This is a genomic window from Pseudomonas sp. 5Vm1k (assembly GCF_056161485.1).
Genome location: NZ_JBSPCZ010000017.1, coordinates 50,536 through 70,439, shown reverse-complemented (window position 1 = coordinate 70,439; position 19,904 = coordinate 50,536). Strand labels below are relative to the sequence as shown.

Here is a 19,904-nt window from a genome sequence, read left to right as displayed (position 1 = left end):
GACGCCGCAGTCGTAGCGCCGAAATTAACTCAAATCGAGGGTGGGGAGCTATAGGACAGCGAAGGTGCCTTGTGCTTTTGCGACCAGTTTGTCGCCTTGCATCACGTCGGCTTCAACTACCAACGTGCGCCGGCCCGGATGGATCACCCGTGCCGTGCACATCACTTCGCCGTCGGAAACCGCGCGAATGTAGTTGATCTTGCATTCGATGGTCGCGCTCTGCTGGTCAAAGCCGTGGGTGCTGGAACAGGCCAGCCCCATGGCAATGTCCACCAGACTGAACAAAGCCCCGCCGTGCAGCTTGCCGCCGCGATTGCGCAGCTCTGGCTCAAGCGCTAGGGCGACTTGCGCCACCCCGGTTTCCAGGCTGTGCAAGCGACACCCCAGCAGCTTGAAAAAAGCGCTTTCGGTCAGCCCGGCAGGGATATCCATCAGCGTTTCTTCAACTGCTTGGCGTTGGCGAACAGCGAAGCCATGGCGTTGTTGGCCGGGGCCGGCGCCGTGGTTTCCTTACGCGGTGCAGAGTTCTGGGATTGGCGCGGTGCCGAACCCGGACGTGCACCACGAGCACCGTCGATTTTCTCGCCCGGCGTGTCGCTCATGCGCATCGACAGGCCTACGCGTTTGCGCGGGATGTCGACTTCCATGACCTTCACTTTCACCACGTCACCGGCCTTCACCGCTTCGCGCGGATCCTTGATGAACTTCTCCGAAAGCGCGGAGATGTGCACCAAACCGTCCTGATGCACGCCGATGTCGACGAACGCGCCGAAGTTGGTCACGTTGGTCACCACGCCTTCGAGGATCATGCCCAGTTGCAGGTCCTTGAGGTCTTCGACGCCTTCCTGGAACTCGGCGGTCTTGAACTCGGGACGCGGGTCGCGACCGGGTTTTTCCAGCTCTTGCAGGATGTCGGTGACCGTTGGCAAACCGAAGGTTTCGTCGGTGTACTTTTTCGGATCGAGGCGCTTGAGGAAACTCGCGTCGCCGATCAGCGAACGGATATCACGGTCGGTTTCAGCGGCAATGCGCTGTACCAGCGGATAGGCTTCCGGGTGAACCGCCGACGAATCCAGCGGGTTGTCGCCGTTCATGACGCGCAGGAAACCAGCGGCCTGTTCGAAGGTTTTTTCGCCCAGACGCGCGACTTTCTTCAACGCCGCACGGGTTTTGAACGCGCCGTGTTCGTCGCGGTGGCTGACGATGTTCTGCGCCAGGGTCGCGTTGAGGCCGGAGATGCGGGCCAGCAGCGCCACGGAAGCGGTGTTCACGTCCACGCCAACGGCGTTTACGCAATCCTCGACCACAGCGTCCAGGCCGCGGGCCAGTTTCAACTGCGACACGTCGTGCTGGTATTGGCCGACGCCGATGGATTTCGGATCGATCTTCACCAGTTCGGCCAACGGGTCTTGCAGACGACGAGCAATGGACACCGCGCCACGGATCGACACGTCCAGATCCGGGAATTCCTTGGAAGCCAGTTCCGACGCCGAGTAAACCGATGCACCGGCCTCGGAGACCATGACTTTGGTCATCTTCATGGCTGGGTATTTTTTGATCAGTTCAGCGGCCAGTTTGTCGGTTTCGCGGCTGGCGGTGCCGTTGCCGATAGCGATCAGGTCTACCGCGTGCTTGGCGCACAGGGCAGCCAGAATCGCGATGGTCTGGTCCCACTTGTTGTGCGGCACGTGCGGATAAACCGTGGCGTGATCCAGCAGCTTGCCGGTGGAGTCGACCACTGCAACTTTGCAACCGGTGCGCAGGCCCGGGTCGAGGCCCAGGGTGGCGCGCGGACCGGCCGGGGCCGACAGCAGCAAGTCGTGCAGGTTGTGCGCGAAGACGTTGATTGCTTCGGTTTCCGCGCCGTCACGCAGTTCGCCCAGCAGGTCGGTTTCCAGGTGGGTGTAGAGCTTGACCTTCCAGGTCCAGCGCACCACTTCGCCCAGCCATTTGTCGGCTGCTCGGTTCTGGTTCTGGATGCCGAATTGCTGGCCGATCATGCCTTCGCACGGGTGCATGGTGCCCGGCAGTTCATCGCCGACTTTCAGCGCGGAGCTGAGAATGCCTTCGTTGCGGCCACGGAAAATCGCCAGCGCGCGGTGCGACGGCATGCTTTTCAGCGGTTCATCGTGTTCGAAATAGTCGCGGAACTTGGCGCCTTCCTCTTCCTTGCCGGCAATCACGCGGGCACTGAGGGTGGCTTCCTGCTTGAGGTAGCTGCGCAGCTTGTCCAGCAGGCCGGCGTCTTCGGCGAAGCGTTCCATCAGGATGTATTTGGCGCCTTCGAGGGCGGCCTTCACATCCGCCACGCCTTTTTCGGCGTCGACAAAGCGCGCGGCTTCGGCGTCCGGCGTCAGGCTCGGGTCGTTGAACAGGCCGTCGGCCAGGTCGCCGAGGCCGGCTTCCAGGGCGATCTGGCCCTTGGTGCGGCGCTTCTGCTTGTACGGCAGGTACAAGTCTTCGAGGCGGGTCTTGGTGTCGGCGAGTTTGATGTCGCGTTCGAGTTGAGGGGTCAGCTTGCCTTGCTCCTGGATGCTGGCAAGGATGCTGATGCGCCGTTCGTCGAGTTCTCGCAGGTAGCGCAGACGCTCTTCCAGATGCCGCAACTGGATGTCATCGAGGCTGCCGGTCACTTCTTTCCGGTAGCGGGCGATGAAGGGAACGGTAGAGCCCTCATCGAGTAGCGCGACGGCCGCTTCGACCTGTTGTGGGCGTACACCGAGTTCCTCGGCGATGCGGCTGTTGATGCTGTCCATAAAACCACCTGACAAATTGTGAAAGCAGGCTCGCAGGCGCAGGGATAAAGGCTCGGCGAGACTGGTTGAGCGGCCTGGCCTGCGCCGCTACCTGGGTCAACAGGCATCCCGTTGACCCGTGAAATCGAACAATTACTGCGCAGGCCATGAAAATAAAAAGCGGCCTTCTACAGTAACGATCAGACGTTGCCTGACACAAAACGCCGCGCATTATAACCAGCGTTCTGTCATTCGGGGGCATTGCACCCTGTAGGCAGAAATACCGGTTTTCTGGCAGTGAAGGAAAAATCTGCTAACAATGCACACGGTGCGTATAACGGCAGCTACGCCATAATGCGCGCCGAGCTAAAAGGAGCATCTAATGAGCAGCACTGCAAACAATGCTGAAGGCGAAAAAATTCTTATTGTTGATGACGATCCAGGGCTAAGCAGCCTGCTGGAACGCTTTTTCGTCAGCAAGGGCTACCGTGCCCGTGCCGTACCGAACACAGAGCAGATGGACCGTCTGCTGGCGCGTGAAGTGTTCAACCTGGTCGTCCTCGACCTGATGCTGCCCGGCGAAGACGGTTTGACTGCCTGCCGCCGTCTGCGCGGCGCGAACAATCAGATTCCGATCATCATGCTGACCGCCAAGGGCGATGAGCTGAGCCGCATCAAGGGCCTGGAGCTGGGCGCCGACGATTACCTGGCCAAGCCGTTCAATCCGGACGAGCTGATGGCGCGGGTCAAAGCGGTCCTGCGTCGTCAGGCTGCGCCAGTGCCGGGTGCACCGGGCAGCGAAGACGAAAGCGTGACCTTCGGTGACTACGAACTGTCCCTGGCCACCCGCGAACTCAAACGCGGCGATGAAGTGCACATGCTCACCACTGGTGAGTTCGCGGTGCTCAAGGCCCTGGTCATGAACGCCCGTCAGCCGTTGACTCGCGACAAGTTGATGAACCTGGCCCGTGGCCGCGAGTGGGATGCCCTGGAACGTTCCATCGACGTGCAGATCTCCCGTCTGCGCCGGATGATCGAGCCCGATCCATCCAAGCCGCGCTACATCCAGACAGTCTGGGGCGTGGGTTACGTGTTCGTTCCGGACGGCGCCGCCACCAAGTGATCGGCGATTTGTAGGAGCGGGTGTGCGGGCAACGGGTCAAACGACCTTGCCCGCAGACTCGCGATCCGCAATGTGCGAGCATCGCTCGCTCCTGCAAGTGTGTAGCGGTTATCCATGAAAACCCCCGTTTGGTTCCCCCAGAGTTTCTTCTCTCGCACCCTGTGGCTGGTGCTGATCGTCGTCCTGTTCTCCAAGGCGCTGACCCTGGTTTATCTGTTGATGAACGAAGACGTGCTGGTGGACCGCCAATACAGTCACGGCGTCGCCCTGACGCTGCGTGCCTATTGGGCCGCCGATGAAGAAAACCGCGCGAAAATCGCTGATGCCGCGACCCTGATCCGGGTAGTGGGCGCCGGTGTGCCGGAAGGTGAGCAACACTGGCCATACAGCGAGATTTACCAGCGGCAGATGCAGGCGGAGCTGGGTGCCGACACCGAAGTTCGATTACGCATGCACTCCCCGCCGGCGCTGTGGGTCCGGGCGCCCAGCCTGGGCGATGGCTGGCTGAAAGTGCCGCTGTATCCGCATCCGCTGCGTGGCCAGAAAATCTGGAACGTACTCGGCTGGTTCCTCGCCATCGGCTTGCTGTCCACCGCCTCGGCGTGGATCTTCGTCAGCCAGCTCAATCAACCGTTGAAACGCCTGGTCTACGCCGCACGGCAACTCGGCCAGGGCCGCAGTGTGCGCCTGCCGATCAGCGACACACCGAGTGAAATGGCCGAGGTTTACCGCGCGTTCAACCAGATGGCCGAAGACGTCGAGCAGGCGGGTCGCGAGCGTGAGTTGATGCTGGCCGGGGTGTCCCACGACCTGCGAACGCCATTGACCCGGTTGCGCTTGTCCCTGGAATTGATGGGTGACCACAGCGATCTGTCGGACGACATGGTGCGCGACATCGAAGACATGGACGCGATTCTCGACCAGTTCCTGGCGTTCATTCGCGACGGTCGTGACGAGTCGGTGGAAGAGGTGGACCTGAGCGATCTGGTGCGCGAAGTTGCCGCGCCGTACAACCAGAACGAAGAGAAAGTGCGCTTGCGTCTGGAGCCGATCCAGCCGTTCCCGCTGCGTCGGGTGTCGATGAAACGCTTGCTGAACAACCTGATCGGCAACGCCTTGCACCATGCGGGCAGTGGGGTTGAGGTCGCGGCGTATGTGTCCGGCGACACCAGTGCTCCGTATGTGGTGCTGAGCGTGATGGACCGCGGGGCGGGGATTGATCCGTCGGAGCTGGAGGCGATCTTCAATCCGTTTACCCGTGGTGACCGGGCTCGGGGCGGTAAGGGCACCGGGTTGGGCCTGGCGATCGTGAAGCGGATTGCTTCGATGCATGGCGGGAATGTTGAGCTGCGTAATCGGTCGGGTGGCGGGCTGGAAGCGCGGGTGCGGTTGCCGTTGGGGTTGATGTTGCCGCGGGATGCGGTTTAAGGACATTAGGTTTTGGTGGGAATCTAAAGCCACCCCTCACCCCAGCCCTCTCCCCAGAGGGGAGAGGGGAGAGGGGAGAGGGGAGAGGGGAAAGGGAGCAGACCGCATGCTATTCAAATCCTGAGTTCACCTCGATTTTTCAGGTCGATGTAGCTCTAAGAACAACTCGGTCAGTCCCCTCGCCCCTTTGGGGAGAGGGTTAGGGTGAGGGGTGTCCCTAACTGACACCCCTTAGTTCCGAAACCTCAACCCTTACCTTTGGTGCGCGTCATATTCGGCCCACCATTCTTCTCCAGATGCTCAATGATGATCCCCGCCACGTTCTTGCCGGTGGTGGTCTCAATCCCTTCCAGCCCCGGCGACGAGTTCACTTCCATCACCAACGGCCCGTGATTGGAGCGCAGGATATCCACACCTGCCACCGCCAAACCCATCACCTTCGCCGCACGCAACGCAGTCATGCGTTCTTCCGGGGTGATCTTGATCAGGCTGGCGCTGCCGCCGCGATGCAGGTTGGAGCGGAACTCCCCTGGCTTGGCCTGGCGCTTCATCGCCGCGATCACCTTGTCGCCGACCACGAAGCAGCGAATGTCCGCGCCGCCGGCTTCCTTGATGTATTCCTGAACCATGATGTTCTGCTTCAGGCCCATGAACGCTTCGATCACCGACTCGGCCGCCGTCGCTGTTTCACACAGCACCACGCCGATGCCCTGGGTGCCTTCCAGCACCTTGATCACCAGCGGTGCGCCGTTGACCATGTCGATCAGGTCGGGAATGTCATCTGGCGAGTGGGCAAACCCGGTGACCGGCAAACCGATTCCCCGGCGCGACAGCAATTGCAACGAACGCAGCTTGTCCCGCGAGCGGGCAATGGCCACCGACTCGTTGAGCGGGAACACCCCCATCATTTCAAACTGGCGCAACACCGCGCAGCCATAAAACGTCACCGACGCACCGATCCGCGGGATCACCGCATCGAAACCTTCCAGCGGCTTGCCGCGGTAGTGGATCTGCGGCTTGTGGCTGGCAATGTTCATGTAGGCGCGCAAGGTGTCGATCACCACCATTTCATGGCCACGCTCGATACCGGCTTCGACCAGACGACGGGTGGAATACAGACGCGGGTTCCGCGACAGCACAGCGATCTTCATGCAACACCTGTGGAAGAGGTAGATACCGGGAACACCGGCTTGTCTTGTACATATTTAATGCCCGGATTGACCACCAACTGGCCGTCGATCAGGGCTTTGGAGCCGAGTAGCAGGCGATAACGCATGGACTTGCGGCAGGCGAGGGTGAACTCGACCCGCCAGACCCGATCACCGAGGGCCAGGGTGGTGCTGACCACGTAACGCATTTGCGCGTGGCCGTTGGAGCTTTTAATGGTTTTCATCGTCACCAGCGGCGCCTCGCAGCGTCGGTGGCGCAATTGCACCACCGTGCCCAGGTGCGCGGTGAAGCGCACCCATTCCTGCCCGTCGCGCTCGAATGTCTCGATATCGGTGGCGTGCAGGCTGGAGGTGCTGGCCCCGGTGTCGATTTTTGCCCGAAGGCCCGCGACTCCCAAATCCGGGAGCGCCACCCACTCGCGCAGACCGACAACGGTCAAATGGTCAAATGTCTTCAATAGGAAAAAACCGGCGATTAACGCGTCCAGGCTTCAGGCGTTACCTGAGCCAACGCTTTGAATGCAGGTTTGGCGAACCAGAAACCCTGCATCAGAAATATTCCACAGTCCGCCAGGAAATCCCGTTCGCCAGCGCTCTCAATGCCTTCGGCAATGACTGTAACGTTCAACTCCGCACAGATTGTGACAATCCCCCGAACGATAGCCTGACGAACACGGTCGCGGTCGACATCGCGGATCAGCGCCATGTCGAGTTTGATCAGGTCCGGTTGGAAATCTGCCAGCAGATTGAGCCCCGAATAACCGGCACCGAAATCATCGATGGCGGTCTTGAAGCCGAATTCGCGGTATTCACGCAGAATATTGGTCAAATGGCGATAGTTATCTACGTGCTCGCTTTCCAGTGTCTCGAAAATCAGCCGGTTGATCGGGAAATTGTGTTTTTTCGCCGCCTCCAGGGTGCTGCGAATGCATAGCTCTGGACGATAGACGGCGTTGGGCATGAAGTTGATCGACAAGTGTGTCTGCATATTTAGATTCGCCGCGCCTTCGATGGCGCGGGTCCGGCAGAGCTGGTCGAAGCGGTAGCGGTTCTCTTCTGTAACCTGATCTAACACGGATAATGCGCCTTCACCGGCCACCCCACGGACCAGTGCTTCGTGGGCAAAAATCGATTGGTCCCGCAGGTCGACGATCGGTTGGTAGGCAAAGGCAAAATCGAAGCCCAGCGGCTCGCTTTGCTGGCAGCCCTGGCAACCGACTTTGGGTGAGGTCAAAGAAGAGGGGAATATAGTCACTCGATCACTCCATGCCGGTGAGCCGGCCACGATCACAGTCTATCGGGAGGGCCGAGTTCTTGCGCCCGACAGAAACGGTAGTACAGTTCCGACTACTGGCGGAAAGAGGAATTCATATGGCACAAAAACAGGAAGAGGACGACAAGGTCCGTCTAGATAAATGGTTGTGGGCCGCGCGTTTTTTCAAAACACGTGCCCTGGCCAAATCGGCAATCGAGAGTGGCAAGGTGCACTGTCGGGGCGAACGTTGCAAACCGGGCAAGGAACCGCGCATCGGCGATGAGTTTCAGATCCGCATTGGGTTCGAGGAAAAAACGGTCGTGGTCCAGGCACTGTCGATCGTGCGCCGTGGCGCGCCAGAGGCGCAGACGCTGTATGCGGAGACCGAAGCGAGCGTCGCCAAGCGCGAAGCGGCAGCGGCGATGCGCAAGGCCGGGTCGCTGGGCGTGAGCACTGATGGCAAGCCGAGCAAAAAGCAGCGGCGGGATTTGTTCAAGTTTCGCGGCAGTAGCAACGACGAGTGAATCAGTTGGTTATGTGTTGTCTGGGCTGACGCTTTCGCGAGCAAGCCCGCTCCCACAGGGGAAGCGCATTCCAATGTGGGAGCGTGGCTTGCCCGCGAACGAGTGCGCAGCACTCGGCCAGGCGCCTTAGTCTTATCAGGCGCTACGCACCACACTCATCCGCGAAACCACCGGCAATTTCCCCAGCAGCTCAAACAGCGGCGCCGTCACTTTCAGGAAAAACTCCGAAACGTGATACGCAAACGGCGTGTAGTAACCCCAGCCCAACGCCCACACCGCCAGCAACACGCCACCGATGTAATCGTCCTGGCCCCAATGCGCGCCCGCCACCAGCCGCGGCATCATGAACAGCAGCGCCAGGCCCCAGATCGTCAGCGTCTGCCAGGTGCTGCGGCTGAACACCGTCATGAACATGGCCCAGATCAGCAACACCGAAGCATGGTCGCCAGGGAAGCTTTGGGTCGAGCGGTCCTTCAATTCCCACGTCTTCTCAAGCTCGGGGAAGTAGTTGCTCATGCGAATGGCGTTTTTGATCATCATCGACGGACTGCTGTGCTGCCAGTCCATGTGATCGGCAAGTTTTGTGAACAGCATGCGAATAAACAGCAGCAGCAACAGAATCGCCAGGAAGCCAAAAAACGCCCGGCGTACATCGATGGCATCGAACACCCAATCGCCCTTGATCAGCAGCGTCAGCAGAATCACTCCGACCACCGCGTCAAATGGACGCAGACTTGCAATTGCCCAGATGTGGAGCCATATCGGGTTGCTGGCCAATGGAGCATTGAGCAGGTGAAACAGCCACTCGTCGAAAATCACGCACAACATCTGACCCGTAGGCCATAACCAGAATGCCAACAGCACCAAAGGCACAAAATTGCACAAAACCAGCCGGCGCAGGTTCCACCTTGCTTGGAACAAACCCGGATTGTTCATAAAATGCCTCCAATGGCTGAACATTGCGCACCAAAATGGTGCTGCAAAGACGTAATTGTCACTACTAGCAACTAAATTGTCATCACTTCAGATACCCAGACCTATGACCGATCTACCGGATTCCGACTTCACCCAACGCTTCATCTTCGATGACAGCGACACCCGCGGCGAGCTGGTGGCGTTGGAACGTAGCTATGCCGAAGTGCTGGCCAAACACCCCTACCCAGAGCCGGTCGCGCAACTGCTGGGCGAACTGATGGCGGCCGCCTCGTTGCTGGTCGGCACCCTTAAGTTCGATGGACTGCTGATCCTGCAAGCGCGTTCCGATGGCCCGATCCCGCTGCTGATGATCGAGTGCTCCAGCGAGCGCGAAATCCGTGGCCTGGCCCGTTACGAGGCCGACCGGATTGCCCCCGACGCGACCCTCGCCGACCTCATGCCCAACGGCGTGCTGGCGCTGACCGTCGACCCGACCCAGGGCCAGCGTTACCAGGGCATCGTCGACCTCGACGGCGAAACCCTGTCCGAGTGCTTCACCAACTATTTCGTCATGTCCCAGCAGGTCGGTACCCGCTTCTGGCTGTACGCCGATGGCCGTCGCGCCCGTGGCCTGTTGCTCCAGCAATTGCCCGCCGACCGTCTGAAAGACGAAGAAGAACGCGCCGCCAGCTGGCAGCACATCACCGCGCTGGGCAGCACCCTGACCGCCGATGAATTGCTGAGCCTGGATAACGAAACCGTGCTCCATCGCCTCTACCACGAAGAGCAAGTGCGCCTGTTCGATGTGCAGAAACTGCGCTTCCGTTGCAGCTGCTCGCGCGAACGTTCTGCCAATGCGCTGGTCAGCTTGGGTCTGGAAGATGCCCAGTCGCTGGTGATTGAGCATGGCGGAAATATCGAGATCGACTGCCAGTTCTGTAACCAGCGCTACCTGTTTGATGCCGCGGATATCACTCAATTGTTCGCTGGAGCGGGTGTGGATACCCCGTCAGATACCCGGCACTAAAACGGTTCAGCGCAGGTAAATTCACTGGTTTGCGCCGGAATAACGCCGTTACGACGGGAGGGCCCTACTCTTTTTGGGCGTTTCTGGCATAATCCGGCCCACTTTTTGTCGCGGTAGTAGTGCACGACTTTCTACTACAAAACGTTTGGAGCACACTCGGCCACTGGCCGACGGGGAATCTCATGACGCAAGCCAATAACGCCGTGTACACCGATCTGAGTGTTGATGATCTGGTAAAAGAAGCCTTGAGTCGCGGTGAAGGCGAGCTTGCCGATACCGGCGCGCTGGTTGTTCGCACCGGTCACCGCACCGGCCGCTCGCCAGTCGATCGTTTCATCGTTGACGAGCCATCCACTTCGGCTTCCATCGCCTGGGGCCCGATCAACCGCAAGTTCCCGGCCGACAAGTTCGATGCCCTGTGGAGCCGCGTAGAAGCATTCAACAACGCGCAAGAGCATTTCGTTTCCCACGTGCATGTAGGCGCAGCTGAAGACCACTACCTGGCCGTGAAGATGACCACCCAGACTGCCTGGCAGAATCTGTTCGGTCGTTGCCTGTTCATCAACCCGGAAAAGTACAACCCGGCTGGCCGTGATGAGTGGCAAGTGCTCAACGTAGCCAACTTCGAATGCGTGCCTGAGCGTGACGGCACCAACTCCGACGGTTGCGTGATCCTCAACTTCGCACAGAAGAAAGTGCTGATCGCCGGCATGCGTTACGCCGGTGAAATGAAGAAAGCCATGTTCTCCGTGCAAAACTTCCTGCTGCCGGCCGCTGACGTGCTGCCGATGCACTGCGCCGCCAACATCGGCGAAGCAGGCGACGTGACCCTGTTCTTCGGTCTGTCCGGCACCGGCAAAACCACCCTGTCCGCCGACGAAAGCCGTTACCTGATCGGTGACGACGAACACGGCTGGGGCGAAGGCGTTGTCTTCAACATCGAAGGCGGCTGCTACGCCAAGTGCATCGACCTGTCCGAGAAGAACGAGCCGGTCATCTGGAAAGCCATCAAGCACGGCGCTGTACTGGAAAACGTCGTCATCGACGACGCCAAGCACGCCGACTATGCCGATGTCAGCCTGACCCAGAACAGCCGCGCCGCCTACCCGCTGGAGCACGTTGCCAAGCGCTCCGAGCACAACCTCGGTGGCGAGCCAAACGCGGTGATCTTCCTGACCTGCGACCTGACCGGCGTCCTGCCGCCAGTGTCCATCCTCAGCGAAGAACAAGCGGCCTACCACTTCCTGTCCGGCTACACCGCACTGGTGGGCTCGACCGAAATGGGTTCCGGCAGCGGCATCAAATCCACCTTCTCCACCTGCTTCGGCGCACCGTTCTTCCCGCGTCCGGCTGGCGAATACGCAGAACTGCTGATCAAGCGCATCCGCGGCTTCGGCTCCAAGGTTTACCTGGTTAACACCGGTTGGACTGGCGGCGGCTACGGCGTCGGCAAGCGCTTCAACATCCCGACCACCCGTGGCGTGATTGCAGCGATCCAGAGCGGTGCGTTGATCGGTGTTGAAACCGAGCACCTGGACACCATCAACCTGGACGTGCCGTTGGCTGTTCCTGGTGTTGAGACTGGCCTGTTGAACCCGCGTAATACCTGGGCTGATAAAGCTGCTTACGATGAAGCAGCCAAGGCGTTGGCTGGGTTGTTTGTTGAGAACTTCAAGAAGTTTGAAGTGAGCGACGCGATCAAGGCTGCTGGGCCTAAGTTGTAAGATTTGGTCTGACGCAATGAAAGAGCCGCCCTCAGGGGCGGCTTTTTTGTGGGAGCTGTTTGGTCTTGAAAGTTATGAAGATCCCTTGTGGGAGCGGGCTTGCTCGCGAAAGCGGTTATTCATTCAACATTGATGCTGACGGCTCCACCGCTTTCGCGAGCAAGCCCGCTCCCACAGGAACTGGCGTGCGTTTCAGGTTTTCAGGTGCAGAACTAATGCGCCAACCAAGACCAAAACAACGCCCAGCACTTGTACCTTGGCCAATCGCTCCTTGAAAAAAACATAGCCCAAAATCGCCGCAATCCCGCCCGACAATGTGCTGATCACGGTCACAACCGAAACTGATCCGGCCACCGCGCCCCAGGCGAATGACGAAAAGCCACCCAGGTTCATTAGGCTTGCACCCGTCAGCGTCATGCAGTTTTTCAGGGGAGGGATTTTCAAGCCATCCTTTATTTTGATCACGATGAGCACCAGCACGATCAGCCCAACAAGATAAGCGAGCCAGAGCATCGTCACCGGCCCAAGAACAGGAAGGACGAAGTGTCCTTGCAACCAAAAACTGGTGCCGTAGAACACTGCCGCCAACAATGCGTAGGCAATCGAACTGCTGGCTTGTGTGGTGTGTGGAATCTTCGGGTCAGAGTGAATGCTGGAAAGAATGACCCCGAGCACGCACAGGCCAATGCATAGCAGTTGAATCAAGCTGATCTGCTCACCGCCAGCCCACGAGAGCAATGTCGTGACCACACCGTAGGACGTCACCAGCGGCGCGACAATGGAGGCTTTTCCGAGGGCGAAGGCTTTGGACAGCGCCAGGGCGCCAGACACGGTCAGGATGGCGGCGGCGATGCCGATCAGCCAGACGTTGAGTGGTGCCGCCATGGATTTGAAGATGAAGCTGGGAACGGCGATCAGCAACAGGCTCATGATCGTAAAGCCCAACGCCTGGCCAAAATAAACAGCCCGTTTGACGCCGACTGCGCGGGCATTCAGGCCCACGAGAAAATCTGTACCACCCCAGAGCAGGGCGGCGAGTAAACCCATCAGTACGTCCACGCTATGTCCTTATAGGTGTTCGCTGCGCACGTTTAGAGGCTTTCCAGCTCCTGAGTGTCCCAGCGTTGGGCCTTGATGGCCTGGTAGAGCATGCCGATAGTCAGCGGGACTTTGTCGCCGCGACCCTTGGCCCTGCGTTTGAGGAACACATCGTAGCCTTCGCGTTGGAAGTAGCGATAGGTATCTTGTTCGATGATAAGAGGAGGGCTCTCAGCTATTTTCCTGATAGCCGAAACGCTGAAGCCATATTGTCTTGCTCCCGTTTCGACAGCCCCGCAGCACTGGCCACTTTTGGCCACTGGCTCACCACTTCTCGGAAACGCTCAATAATCTCCTGTGCATCATCACGGCCGACTCGGAAGATTTCGGCGACTTCGCGAGCGAGTTCGAGATCCAGCGCATTGTCGGCATCGGTAATGTTGAGCTTCAATCCATCGGCATGTGCGACCGGATTCATGTCGTAGGCATCAGACAGGCGCCACCCACGACCCGGATCAAGAAGAAAGCCATGGTTGCGCATGTGATCGTCGGTATTTGAAACCAAGATGTTGAACACAATCCGTGACCACAATTCGCGGAGATCTTCGTCGGGCTCTGAACCGTGCTGCACGAGTACTTCTGCCAACTCAAGGTAGCTGGCGCCTACTGACGCATCATCACCGTCTACGCGGTCGGTCATGGTCATGGCTGAGGCGAAATGCAGTCGCCCTCCCGTTGCAGTGCGGTCGAAGCGTTTGACCATGAAGCAGTAATGGTCACTCGCATAGCGCTGCGCCATCCCCGTAGCCACGCGCAGACCACATTGCTTCGCCATGGCGTTCACCACGAATTCCCATCCGCCGACGTCATAGTCGTCGCGAGTGCTCGGGAACTTGGCGATCCACAGATGACCGTTCTTGTCAGCAACGCTGGCCTTGGGTCTGGCGCCGCCCAGTGAGCCACCGGGTGCAATCAACATTCTTAACCACTCGCGCCCATCGAGTGATGTGTTGTCTGGATCGTTTTCCAGCGCGCGACTTGCCTGTTCCAGCTCCCGTAACTTGATAAAGGGCGGCGCTGCCAACCCATCTCGATCGTCCAGAAAACTACCTTCATCATTCAACTTGTAGCGGATAGCACCGACTCGATAGAGGTCGTGAACGCCTAGAAGGTAATCCGACTCGTAGAGCTTTGTGCCCTTCGGGACAAGTCCTTCGCGGATGTCCCGTTCCAAGCGGCGTTTCATTAGCAACTGGCCCCAGCGATCCGGGCTTGAGTCGGCAAAAGCGCCGAAGCGAGTCTGGTGCTGGCCAGGGAATTGCCGTCCTTCGAAGAGTCCGATGCGGGGATCCAGCGTCGTGAAGTTCAATTCGGGATCGGCCAAAGCGGTAGGGTCGTATTCAAATTCGAACACGTTGTTGGAGCGAGCTTTTCGGGCATGGAGAAACCCAAGTCGCCTTGGTCCGTTCAGGGTTTCCCAATCGGCATACACCGCGATCAGTGTCATTTTCAATCCGTCCCGGGTTTGGTTTTCTTCGTGGTGAACAACTTGGAAAACGAGTGAGTGTTCAACGGGAAATCAACCTCAATATCCGAATCGGAAATGGGGCTTTCCGATGCTTCCTCCGTCCTGTCTCGAATCGGTGACGACGCCTTCGCGGCGTTCGCTTTGCGTACTCGCTGGCGTTTACTGGCTGCTGCGTTTGCTTGTGGAGTTAAGCGCGCGTCTTGCAGCTGGCGTCCCAACTCATCGGTTGCTGCGAGCTTACTCAAGTCTTTCTCCAAGCCCAGAACCTGCATCACAGACATATAGGCGCCCATCGTCACGCCTGAAGCGCCGGACTCCAGAGAGCGAAGCGTTGTCAGCGACATGCCAGCCCTTTCAGCGACTTGCTTTGCGGTCAGCCTGCGACGCAGTCGAGCGAGTTTCAGGCGTTCACCGAACTCCGCGAGCAGTCTGGATGCGGATGGCATGAGAGGCGCTGTTTTCTTAGCCATATGCCATTATTCCTTCACTATTTGGCTTTAACTGCCAGAATAATAGCACTTATGTAGTGATTTGCAGGGTGTTGCAAGGCACTGTCTTCGGCACCGCTGCAAACGGTCGAGGCCTGAATTAATTTTTATAACTGCCATTATTCCAGCCAGATTTCTATTAAACAGCCAGAATAATGCCATTTATGTATTCCGCTGGAGAGATTCCAGAGCTTGTGTATCCCACTGTTGCACCTTGACTGCTTGGTAAAGCATGCCGATGGTCAGCGGGACTTTGTCACCTCGACCCTTTGCCCTGCGCTTGAGATGCACATCGAACCCTTGCGGTTGGAAATAGCGGTAGGCGTCGTAGTCGATGAAGTCGATCCCAAACTGTTCTTCCAGCGCTTCCATCAAGTGTTGCGCGTCAGCGCCGTCGCAGCCGAGGTCGAAATTGATCGAGGTGGTGAGGCTGATGGTTTTGCGTTCGGGCAGGCCGAGTTCTTCGTGCAGCAACTGCATGAGCAGGTGCATGGCGTGGTCGTCGGGGAAGTTGGGGGCGAGGTTCATGGTGCGTGTTCCGTTAGGGGCATTTCGATGAGACGGATTAGGCCTGATTTTGCGGCGCTTTGGATGTTGATATTCGCGGGAAGGCTGGCGCGCACCGCGCAGGATTTCGTTCATCTGTTGCGCGCTTTCCATTAGCTCATCAAAAAACCGGCTCATGGTTATCCTCAGGTTTTGATCGTTCCTACGCTCCGCGTTGGAATGCAGCCCGGGACGCTCTGCGTCCCAAGAGTCGAACGCGGAGCGTCCGTTGAGGCATTCCCACGCGGAGCGTGGGAACGATCTTCGTTCGGTGTCAGGCGGGTGCTTTCCAGCCCATCATGCGTTGTTGGGCGACTTTCAATAGGTCGCAGCCGTCTTGGTTCAGGAGGTAGAGCGCGTGGGTGATATGGGGGATGTCTTCGACGTCGCCGTTTTTGAAGCAGACGCAGTGCAGGGTTTTGAGGAGGTCGCTGGAGGCTCGGATGCGCTGGAGGGCGGCTTCGAGGATGTCCTGGGGGTTGGCTTCTGTGTCGATGATCAGGGGTGGGGAATCGGTGAGGTTGGTTTGTAGTGGGCGGTAGCGATCGACAAGCGGATTTAGTGTGGTCACTGACGGACACCTCTATCTAAAAGGGAAAATTGCGCCTCTCTCTTTCGAGTGACCAAGCCCGAATCGCTGATTTGGCAGCGACAATCCGACTATAGATTTGAGTCTTGGGCAGCGATAGAAGACAAGGTGTCTTAGGTTGTAGGAACGGGATGAAGCTTCGGCAAGGCATTGCCTACAGCTTTTTCCCCTGTCGCAATTTCTCCCGTTTGATTGCGAATATGCGTCTGGCTTCTTCATCTGGAATGCCAGGTCGCGGGTCGTCGATGCTGGCTTGTACTTGTGCTCTGAACCATGCGTCGTAGGCTTCTTTATCGAGCTATTGTTGAGTTTCGGGCATTTTTGATTTCATCAGGTACACCGGGTTTTCGTTCTTCGCGGGCAAGCCTCGCTCCTACACGGGGCCGGATTCTGTGGTGTTCTTCGGCAAGTGCTTCCGGGCAATTTCCAGGAGTTCGTGGCCGTCCCGGGTGAGCAGGTGCAAGGCGTTGACGATGTTGGGAATGTCGCTCGGGTCGGCCTCTTTGAAACTCTGACAATAAAGCGTTTCAAGCAGATCGCTGGCGGCGCGGATGCGTTGGCGCGCGGCGTCGAGGATTTCGTATGGATCGGCTTCGGTGTCGATGACCAGTACGGGGGTGTCGCTATAACTAGACTTGAGCGGGTGAAAGCGATTTGTCAGCGTGCAAGGTGTGTTCATCGAGGTTTCTCCTGTGTGAGATCACGGCAGGCCGAGACACCGTTTCAGCCGCGCCGCAGACTATAGAAGGGCCTCATGTGGCGCGGCAATATGGCTTCGATGGACAGAGTTCGTAGGGGTTTTACCCGGGTTTTCGGACCTGGCCTACGTGTTTCCCGAGGATTTTTGCGGTGAAACCCTTACCGGTCAAATTTCCTACGGGTTTGTCAGGCATTACGCCGCAAACCTCTGTATGGTGCGCGCCAGAATCTGTAGGGCGTTTCCAAACGTCTGACCAACGCTTAAAGGGAATTAGGTATGCAATGGCTACGTATGGCCTCGATTTTGTTGTTGTGGGCCGGTATTGGTCGTTTGGCGGGCGCCACTGACGCGGCCGGTTCGATGGTTCAGGCCAATATGGACCGCACCGGTTGGCCCGATGCCCTCACCAGTCAAGCTGAAGTCGATACAGCGTCCCGCGCCGAAGTGCTGATGGTCGGCAAGGCGCTGCTGGACAGCGAAGCACTGGACGAACCCGGACTGAAACAACGCCTGGGTGTGCAATCCGTAAAGCTCAAATCTGTGCGGCAGGTGCGTGACGGGTTGTGGGATCGGTTACTGACCACCTACCGCAATGCCAGTCAGAACTGCGATAGCCAACCCTTCTGCCCGCGTGTACGCAGCGTCGCTGATTTGCGTCAGTTGGCAGCAGCGTTCACGGGCGAGATCAGCCCGGCTTATGCCGCGTGGGCCAGCAAGAGCCGGGTGTTTCATGAGCAGGCATTGAATGAGCAACTGCGAGTGGCGGTGCTGGTGCCGTAGTCAGCTGGCGATGTCAGGCTGAGCAGTGGAATGCGCGGCAAGCAGCGGCGGCTCGTCAGGGAATTTGCCGCATCCGCTCAGCAGCAGCGATGCAAGTACTAGGGCGAAAATCGAAGTGTGGGGCATGGTCGTTCCTTCGTGAAAAATCCGCGCCCATCAGGCGTCCTGCCGTGATGTGAAATACGCGAATAGTGGTTTTGAGGAGGTGAACCTTACCTCCTGACCGAGCGGCCCTGTGAGCAAGAAAGTGTTTCGTTTGTTTCATCCTGTGGCAAAGAAGCAGAGCGGCAAGGCTGTATCATCCCGTATCGTTTTGGTCCCGACCTTTTCTCGACTCGCTGCAATCGCCGGCTAGGCTTTTGGCATCGCAGCGGTCAACGGAGTGACAGCTTATGCACAACACCCTGGAACAGGTTTTCGGTTATCCACAGTTTCGGCCCGGCCAGGAAGCGGCGGTCAGCGCGGTGTTGGCCGGGCGCTCGGCGGCGGCGATTTTCCCCACCGGTTCGGGCAAGTCCCTGTGTTATCAATTGCCGGCACTGTTGCTACCGCACCTGACGTTGGTGGTATCGCCGCTGCTGGCGCTGATGCAGGATCAGTTGGCGTTCCTGCAACGCCACGGCATCTCGGCGGGCAGTATCGATTCGGCGCAAAGTCGCGATGACGCGAGTGACGTGATGGCCCGTGCCAAGTCTGGCGAATTGAAGATCTTGATGATTTCCGTGGAGCGCCTGAAGAACGAGCGCTTCCGCAATTTTTTGCAGCAAGTGCCGATCTCGCTGTTGGTGGTGGACGAGGCGCACTGCATCTCGGAGTGGGGCCATAACTTCCGCCCCGATTACCTCAAGCTCCCGGACTACCAGCGTCAGTTCAACATCCCCCAAGCCTTGTTGCTGACCGCCACCGCGACGCCGAAAGTGATCGCGGACATGGAAGCGAAATTCGCCATCGCTCCCGAAGACGTGGTGACCACCGGTTTCTATCGGCCGAACCTCAATCTGCTGGTGGAGCCGGTGCGCGGCCAGGACAAACGCCGACGCCTTGTCGAGTGGATGAGCCAGCGCCCGAACCAGCCGAGCATCGTCTACGTCACTCTGCAGAAAACCGCCGAGCACATTGCCGAACATTTGGGCCGCAACGGTATTCAGGCCGAGGCTTATCACGCCGGTTTGCCTCACGAGCAACGGGAAGCCATTCAGAAGCGCTTCATGGGCGGCCAGTCCAATTGCATCGTCGCGACCATCGCTTTCGGCATGGGCATCGATAAAAGCGACATCCGCAACGTTGTGCATTTCGACCTGCCCAAATCCATCGAAAACTACAGCCAGGAAATCGGCCGCGCCGGGCGTGACGGGCAGCCTTCCGATTGCCTGGTATTGGCCAACCGCGACAGCCTCAACGTGCTGGAGAATTTCGTCTACGGCGACACGCCGGAACTGGACGGTATCCGCTGCGTGCTCGACGAACTGCAAGCCGCCGCACCCGAAGGACAGTGGGAGTTTCTGCTGGGGCCGTTGGCGGACCAGAGCAACATTCGCCAGTTACCGCTCAAGACCTTGCTGGTGCAGTTGGAGCTGCGCGGCATCATCGCGCCGCGTTACGCCTATTACGCGGAATACCGCTTCAAATACTTGCAGGAGCCGGAGGCTTTGCTCGCCCGTTTCGAGGGTGAGCGCAAGGACTTCGTCGCGGCGATCATCCAGACCTCCAGCCGCGCACGCACCTGGGCGACGGTGAATTTCGATGCACTGTACGAGCAGCATTCGGCCGAGCGTAATCGGGTGGTCAAGGCGCTGGATTACTTCCAGGAGAAGGGCTGGGTCGAACTTGAAAGCAAGCAGATGACCGAGGTCTACAGCTTGCTGCAAACCGGGTTTGATGCCCAAACGCTAAGCGAAGAATTGCACGCTTACTTCACTCGCCATGAACAAACCGAGATCGCGCGGATTCACGCCATGCTCGATCTGTTCGCCACTGATCATTGCCTGGGGTATCGCCTGGCCGAGTACTTCGGCGATGAAAACGCGCCCCGGCAGTGCGGGCATTGTTCGGTGTGTCATGGGGATGTTGCGCGACTGCCTGCGCCGCCGGAGTTGCCAGCGCTTGTGGATAAAAACTTCGAAGCGTTGTGCGCTGATTTTATCCACAGGCATGAGCAGCACACCGGGCATTTCCCGTCGGCGGAACGGGTGACACGGTTCCTGTGCGGGATCAGCGTTCCGTTGTTTACCAAGCTCAAGGCGCGGACGATTCCGGGGTCGGGTGCGCTGGAAGATTATCCGTATGCCCAAGTGCGGGAGTGGGCTCAGGCGCATTTGTCCGGTTGAAACACCTA

Annotated in this window: 20 protein-coding genes and 2 pseudogenes; 7 read left to right on the top strand and 15 right to left on the bottom strand. The window is 58.6% G+C overall.

Translation table 11 applies throughout. From position 1 onward, the window contains the following. Positions 1–48: 48 nt before the first annotated feature. Positions 49–432, bottom strand: coding sequence for a PaaI family thioesterase (locus tag ACWIKB_RS26830; protein WP_007972875.1), 384 nt, complete (start codon positions 430–432; stop codon positions 49–51). Then, positions 432–2,756: a Tex family protein gene (locus ACWIKB_RS26825; protein WP_475270502.1), complete on the bottom strand. Its 2,325-nt coding sequence runs from the start codon at positions 2,754–2,756 to the stop codon at positions 432–434. Before ACWIKB_RS26825 ends, ACWIKB_RS26830 begins: the two co-directional genes overlap by 1 nt. A gap of 361 nt (positions 2,757–3,117) precedes the next feature. Between ACWIKB_RS26825 and ompR the strand changes: the two genes are divergently transcribed. Next, the gene (gene ompR / locus ACWIKB_RS26820; RefSeq protein ID WP_054047784.1) at positions 3,118–3,858 is read left to right on the top strand and encodes an osmolarity response regulator transcription factor OmpR; all 741 of its coding nucleotides are present in this window, start codon (positions 3,118–3,120) and stop codon (positions 3,856–3,858) included. 114 nt (positions 3,859–3,972) lie between these two features. After that, positions 3,973–5,286: an ATP-binding protein gene (locus ACWIKB_RS26815; protein WP_401326337.1), complete on the top strand. Its 1,314-nt coding sequence runs from the start codon at positions 3,973–3,975 to the stop codon at positions 5,284–5,286. Between the two features lie 245 nt (positions 5,287–5,531). On the opposite strand, the gene rimK is transcribed toward ACWIKB_RS26815, so the two are convergent. The 3 genes from rimK to rimA are packed head-to-tail and all read right to left on the bottom strand — an operon-like array spanning position 5,532 to position 7,710. Beyond that, entirely contained in the window at positions 5,532–6,437 is a 906-nt protein-coding gene (gene rimK / locus ACWIKB_RS26810) for a 30S ribosomal protein S6--L-glutamate ligase (protein ID WP_054047778.1), read from the bottom strand. After that, positions 6,434–6,913: a retropepsin-like aspartic endopeptidase RimB gene (rimB, locus tag ACWIKB_RS26805; RefSeq protein ID WP_054047776.1), complete on the bottom strand. Its 480-nt coding sequence runs from the start codon at positions 6,911–6,913 to the stop codon at positions 6,434–6,436. Before rimB ends, rimK begins: the two co-directional genes overlap by 4 nt. A gap of 17 nt (positions 6,914–6,930) precedes the next feature. After that, positions 6,931–7,710, bottom strand: coding sequence for a S6 modification regulatory phosphodiesterase RimA (gene rimA / locus ACWIKB_RS26800; RefSeq protein WP_475270500.1), 780 nt, complete (start codon positions 7,708–7,710; stop codon positions 6,931–6,933). 116 nt (positions 7,711–7,826) lie between these two features. Between rimA and ACWIKB_RS26795 the strand changes: the two genes are divergently transcribed. Further along, positions 7,827–8,234: an RNA-binding S4 domain-containing protein gene (locus ACWIKB_RS26795; protein ID WP_092274946.1), complete on the top strand. Its 408-nt coding sequence runs from the start codon at positions 7,827–7,829 to the stop codon at positions 8,232–8,234. Between the two features lie 135 nt (positions 8,235–8,369). Here the strand turns inward: ACWIKB_RS26795 and ACWIKB_RS26790 are convergent, their stop codons facing one another. Then, positions 8,370–9,170, bottom strand: coding sequence for a phosphatase PAP2 family protein (locus ACWIKB_RS26790; protein WP_475270499.1), 801 nt, complete (start codon positions 9,168–9,170; stop codon positions 8,370–8,372). A 103-nt stretch (positions 9,171–9,273) separates the two neighbouring features. On the opposite strand from ACWIKB_RS26790, the gene hslO reads away from it, so the two are divergent. Next, positions 9,274–10,176: an Hsp33 family molecular chaperone HslO gene (gene hslO / locus ACWIKB_RS26785; RefSeq protein ID WP_475270498.1), complete on the top strand. Its 903-nt coding sequence runs from the start codon at positions 9,274–9,276 to the stop codon at positions 10,174–10,176. 182 nt (positions 10,177–10,358) lie between these two features. Continuing rightward, on the top strand, positions 10,359–11,900 hold the full coding sequence (locus ACWIKB_RS26780) for a phosphoenolpyruvate carboxykinase (RefSeq protein WP_475270497.1): 1,542 nt from the start codon (positions 10,359–10,361) through the stop codon (positions 11,898–11,900). 192 nt (positions 11,901–12,092) lie between these two features. Here ACWIKB_RS26780 and ACWIKB_RS26775 read toward each other — a convergent pair whose 3' ends face one another. The 8 genes and pseudogenes from ACWIKB_RS26775 to ACWIKB_RS26740 all read right to left on the bottom strand — a co-directional run bounded on the left by ACWIKB_RS26775 (position 12,093) and on the right by ACWIKB_RS26740 (position 16,768). Then, on the bottom strand, positions 12,093–12,947 hold the full coding sequence (locus ACWIKB_RS26775; protein ID WP_475270565.1) for an EamA family transporter: 855 nt from the start codon (positions 12,945–12,947) through the stop codon (positions 12,093–12,095). 44 nt (positions 12,948–12,991) lie between these two features. After that, a pseudogene (locus ACWIKB_RS26770) lies at positions 12,992–13,153 on the bottom strand (DUF1493 family protein); the annotation flags it as partial. Positions 13,154–13,173: 20 nt separating this feature from the next. After that, the gene (locus tag ACWIKB_RS26765) at positions 13,174–14,445 is read right to left on the bottom strand and encodes a type II toxin-antitoxin system HipA family toxin (protein WP_475270496.1); all 1,272 of its coding nucleotides are present in this window, start codon (positions 14,443–14,445) and stop codon (positions 13,174–13,176) included. 2 nt (positions 14,446–14,447) lie between these two features. After that, entirely contained in the window at positions 14,448–14,936 is a 489-nt protein-coding gene (locus ACWIKB_RS26760) for a helix-turn-helix domain-containing protein (RefSeq protein ID WP_475270495.1), read from the bottom strand. A gap of 180 nt (positions 14,937–15,116) precedes the next feature. After that, a complete protein-coding gene (locus ACWIKB_RS26755) occupies positions 15,117–15,482 on the bottom strand; it encodes a DUF1493 family protein (protein ID WP_475270564.1) in 366 nt (121 codons plus the stop codon). Positions 15,483–15,774: 292 nt separating this feature from the next. Further along, complete coding sequence (locus ACWIKB_RS26750; RefSeq protein WP_475270494.1) at positions 15,775–16,071, bottom strand: hypothetical protein; 297 nt, start codon at positions 16,069–16,071, stop codon at positions 15,775–15,777. Positions 16,072–16,243: 172 nt separating this feature from the next. Continuing rightward, positions 16,244–16,366: pseudogene (locus tag ACWIKB_RS26745) on the bottom strand (antitoxin PaaA2 family protein); the annotation flags it as partial. Between the two features lie 96 nt (positions 16,367–16,462). Continuing rightward, on the bottom strand, positions 16,463–16,768 hold the full coding sequence (locus ACWIKB_RS26740) for a hypothetical protein (protein ID WP_475270493.1): 306 nt from the start codon (positions 16,766–16,768) through the stop codon (positions 16,463–16,465). Positions 16,769–17,065: 297 nt separating this feature from the next. Here ACWIKB_RS26740 and ACWIKB_RS26735 point away from each other — a divergent pair, with 297 nt between their 5' ends. Beyond that, positions 17,066–17,569, top strand: a complete 504-nt coding sequence (locus ACWIKB_RS26735; protein ID WP_475270492.1) for a polysaccharide deacetylase — start codon at positions 17,066–17,068, stop codon at positions 17,567–17,569. Here the strand turns inward: ACWIKB_RS26735 and ACWIKB_RS26730 are convergent, their stop codons facing one another. Beyond that, positions 17,570–17,695 carry a hypothetical protein gene (locus ACWIKB_RS26730; protein WP_256207504.1) on the bottom strand — a complete coding sequence of 42 codons (126 nt, stop codon included), beginning with the start codon at positions 17,693–17,695 and terminating at the stop codon, positions 17,570–17,572. Between the two features lie 266 nt (positions 17,696–17,961). On the opposite strand from ACWIKB_RS26730, the gene ACWIKB_RS26725 reads away from it, so the two are divergent. Continuing rightward, entirely contained in the window at positions 17,962–19,896 is a 1,935-nt protein-coding gene (locus ACWIKB_RS26725) for a RecQ family ATP-dependent DNA helicase (protein WP_475270491.1), read from the top strand. The last annotated feature ends 8 nt before the right edge of the window (positions 19,897–19,904 follow it).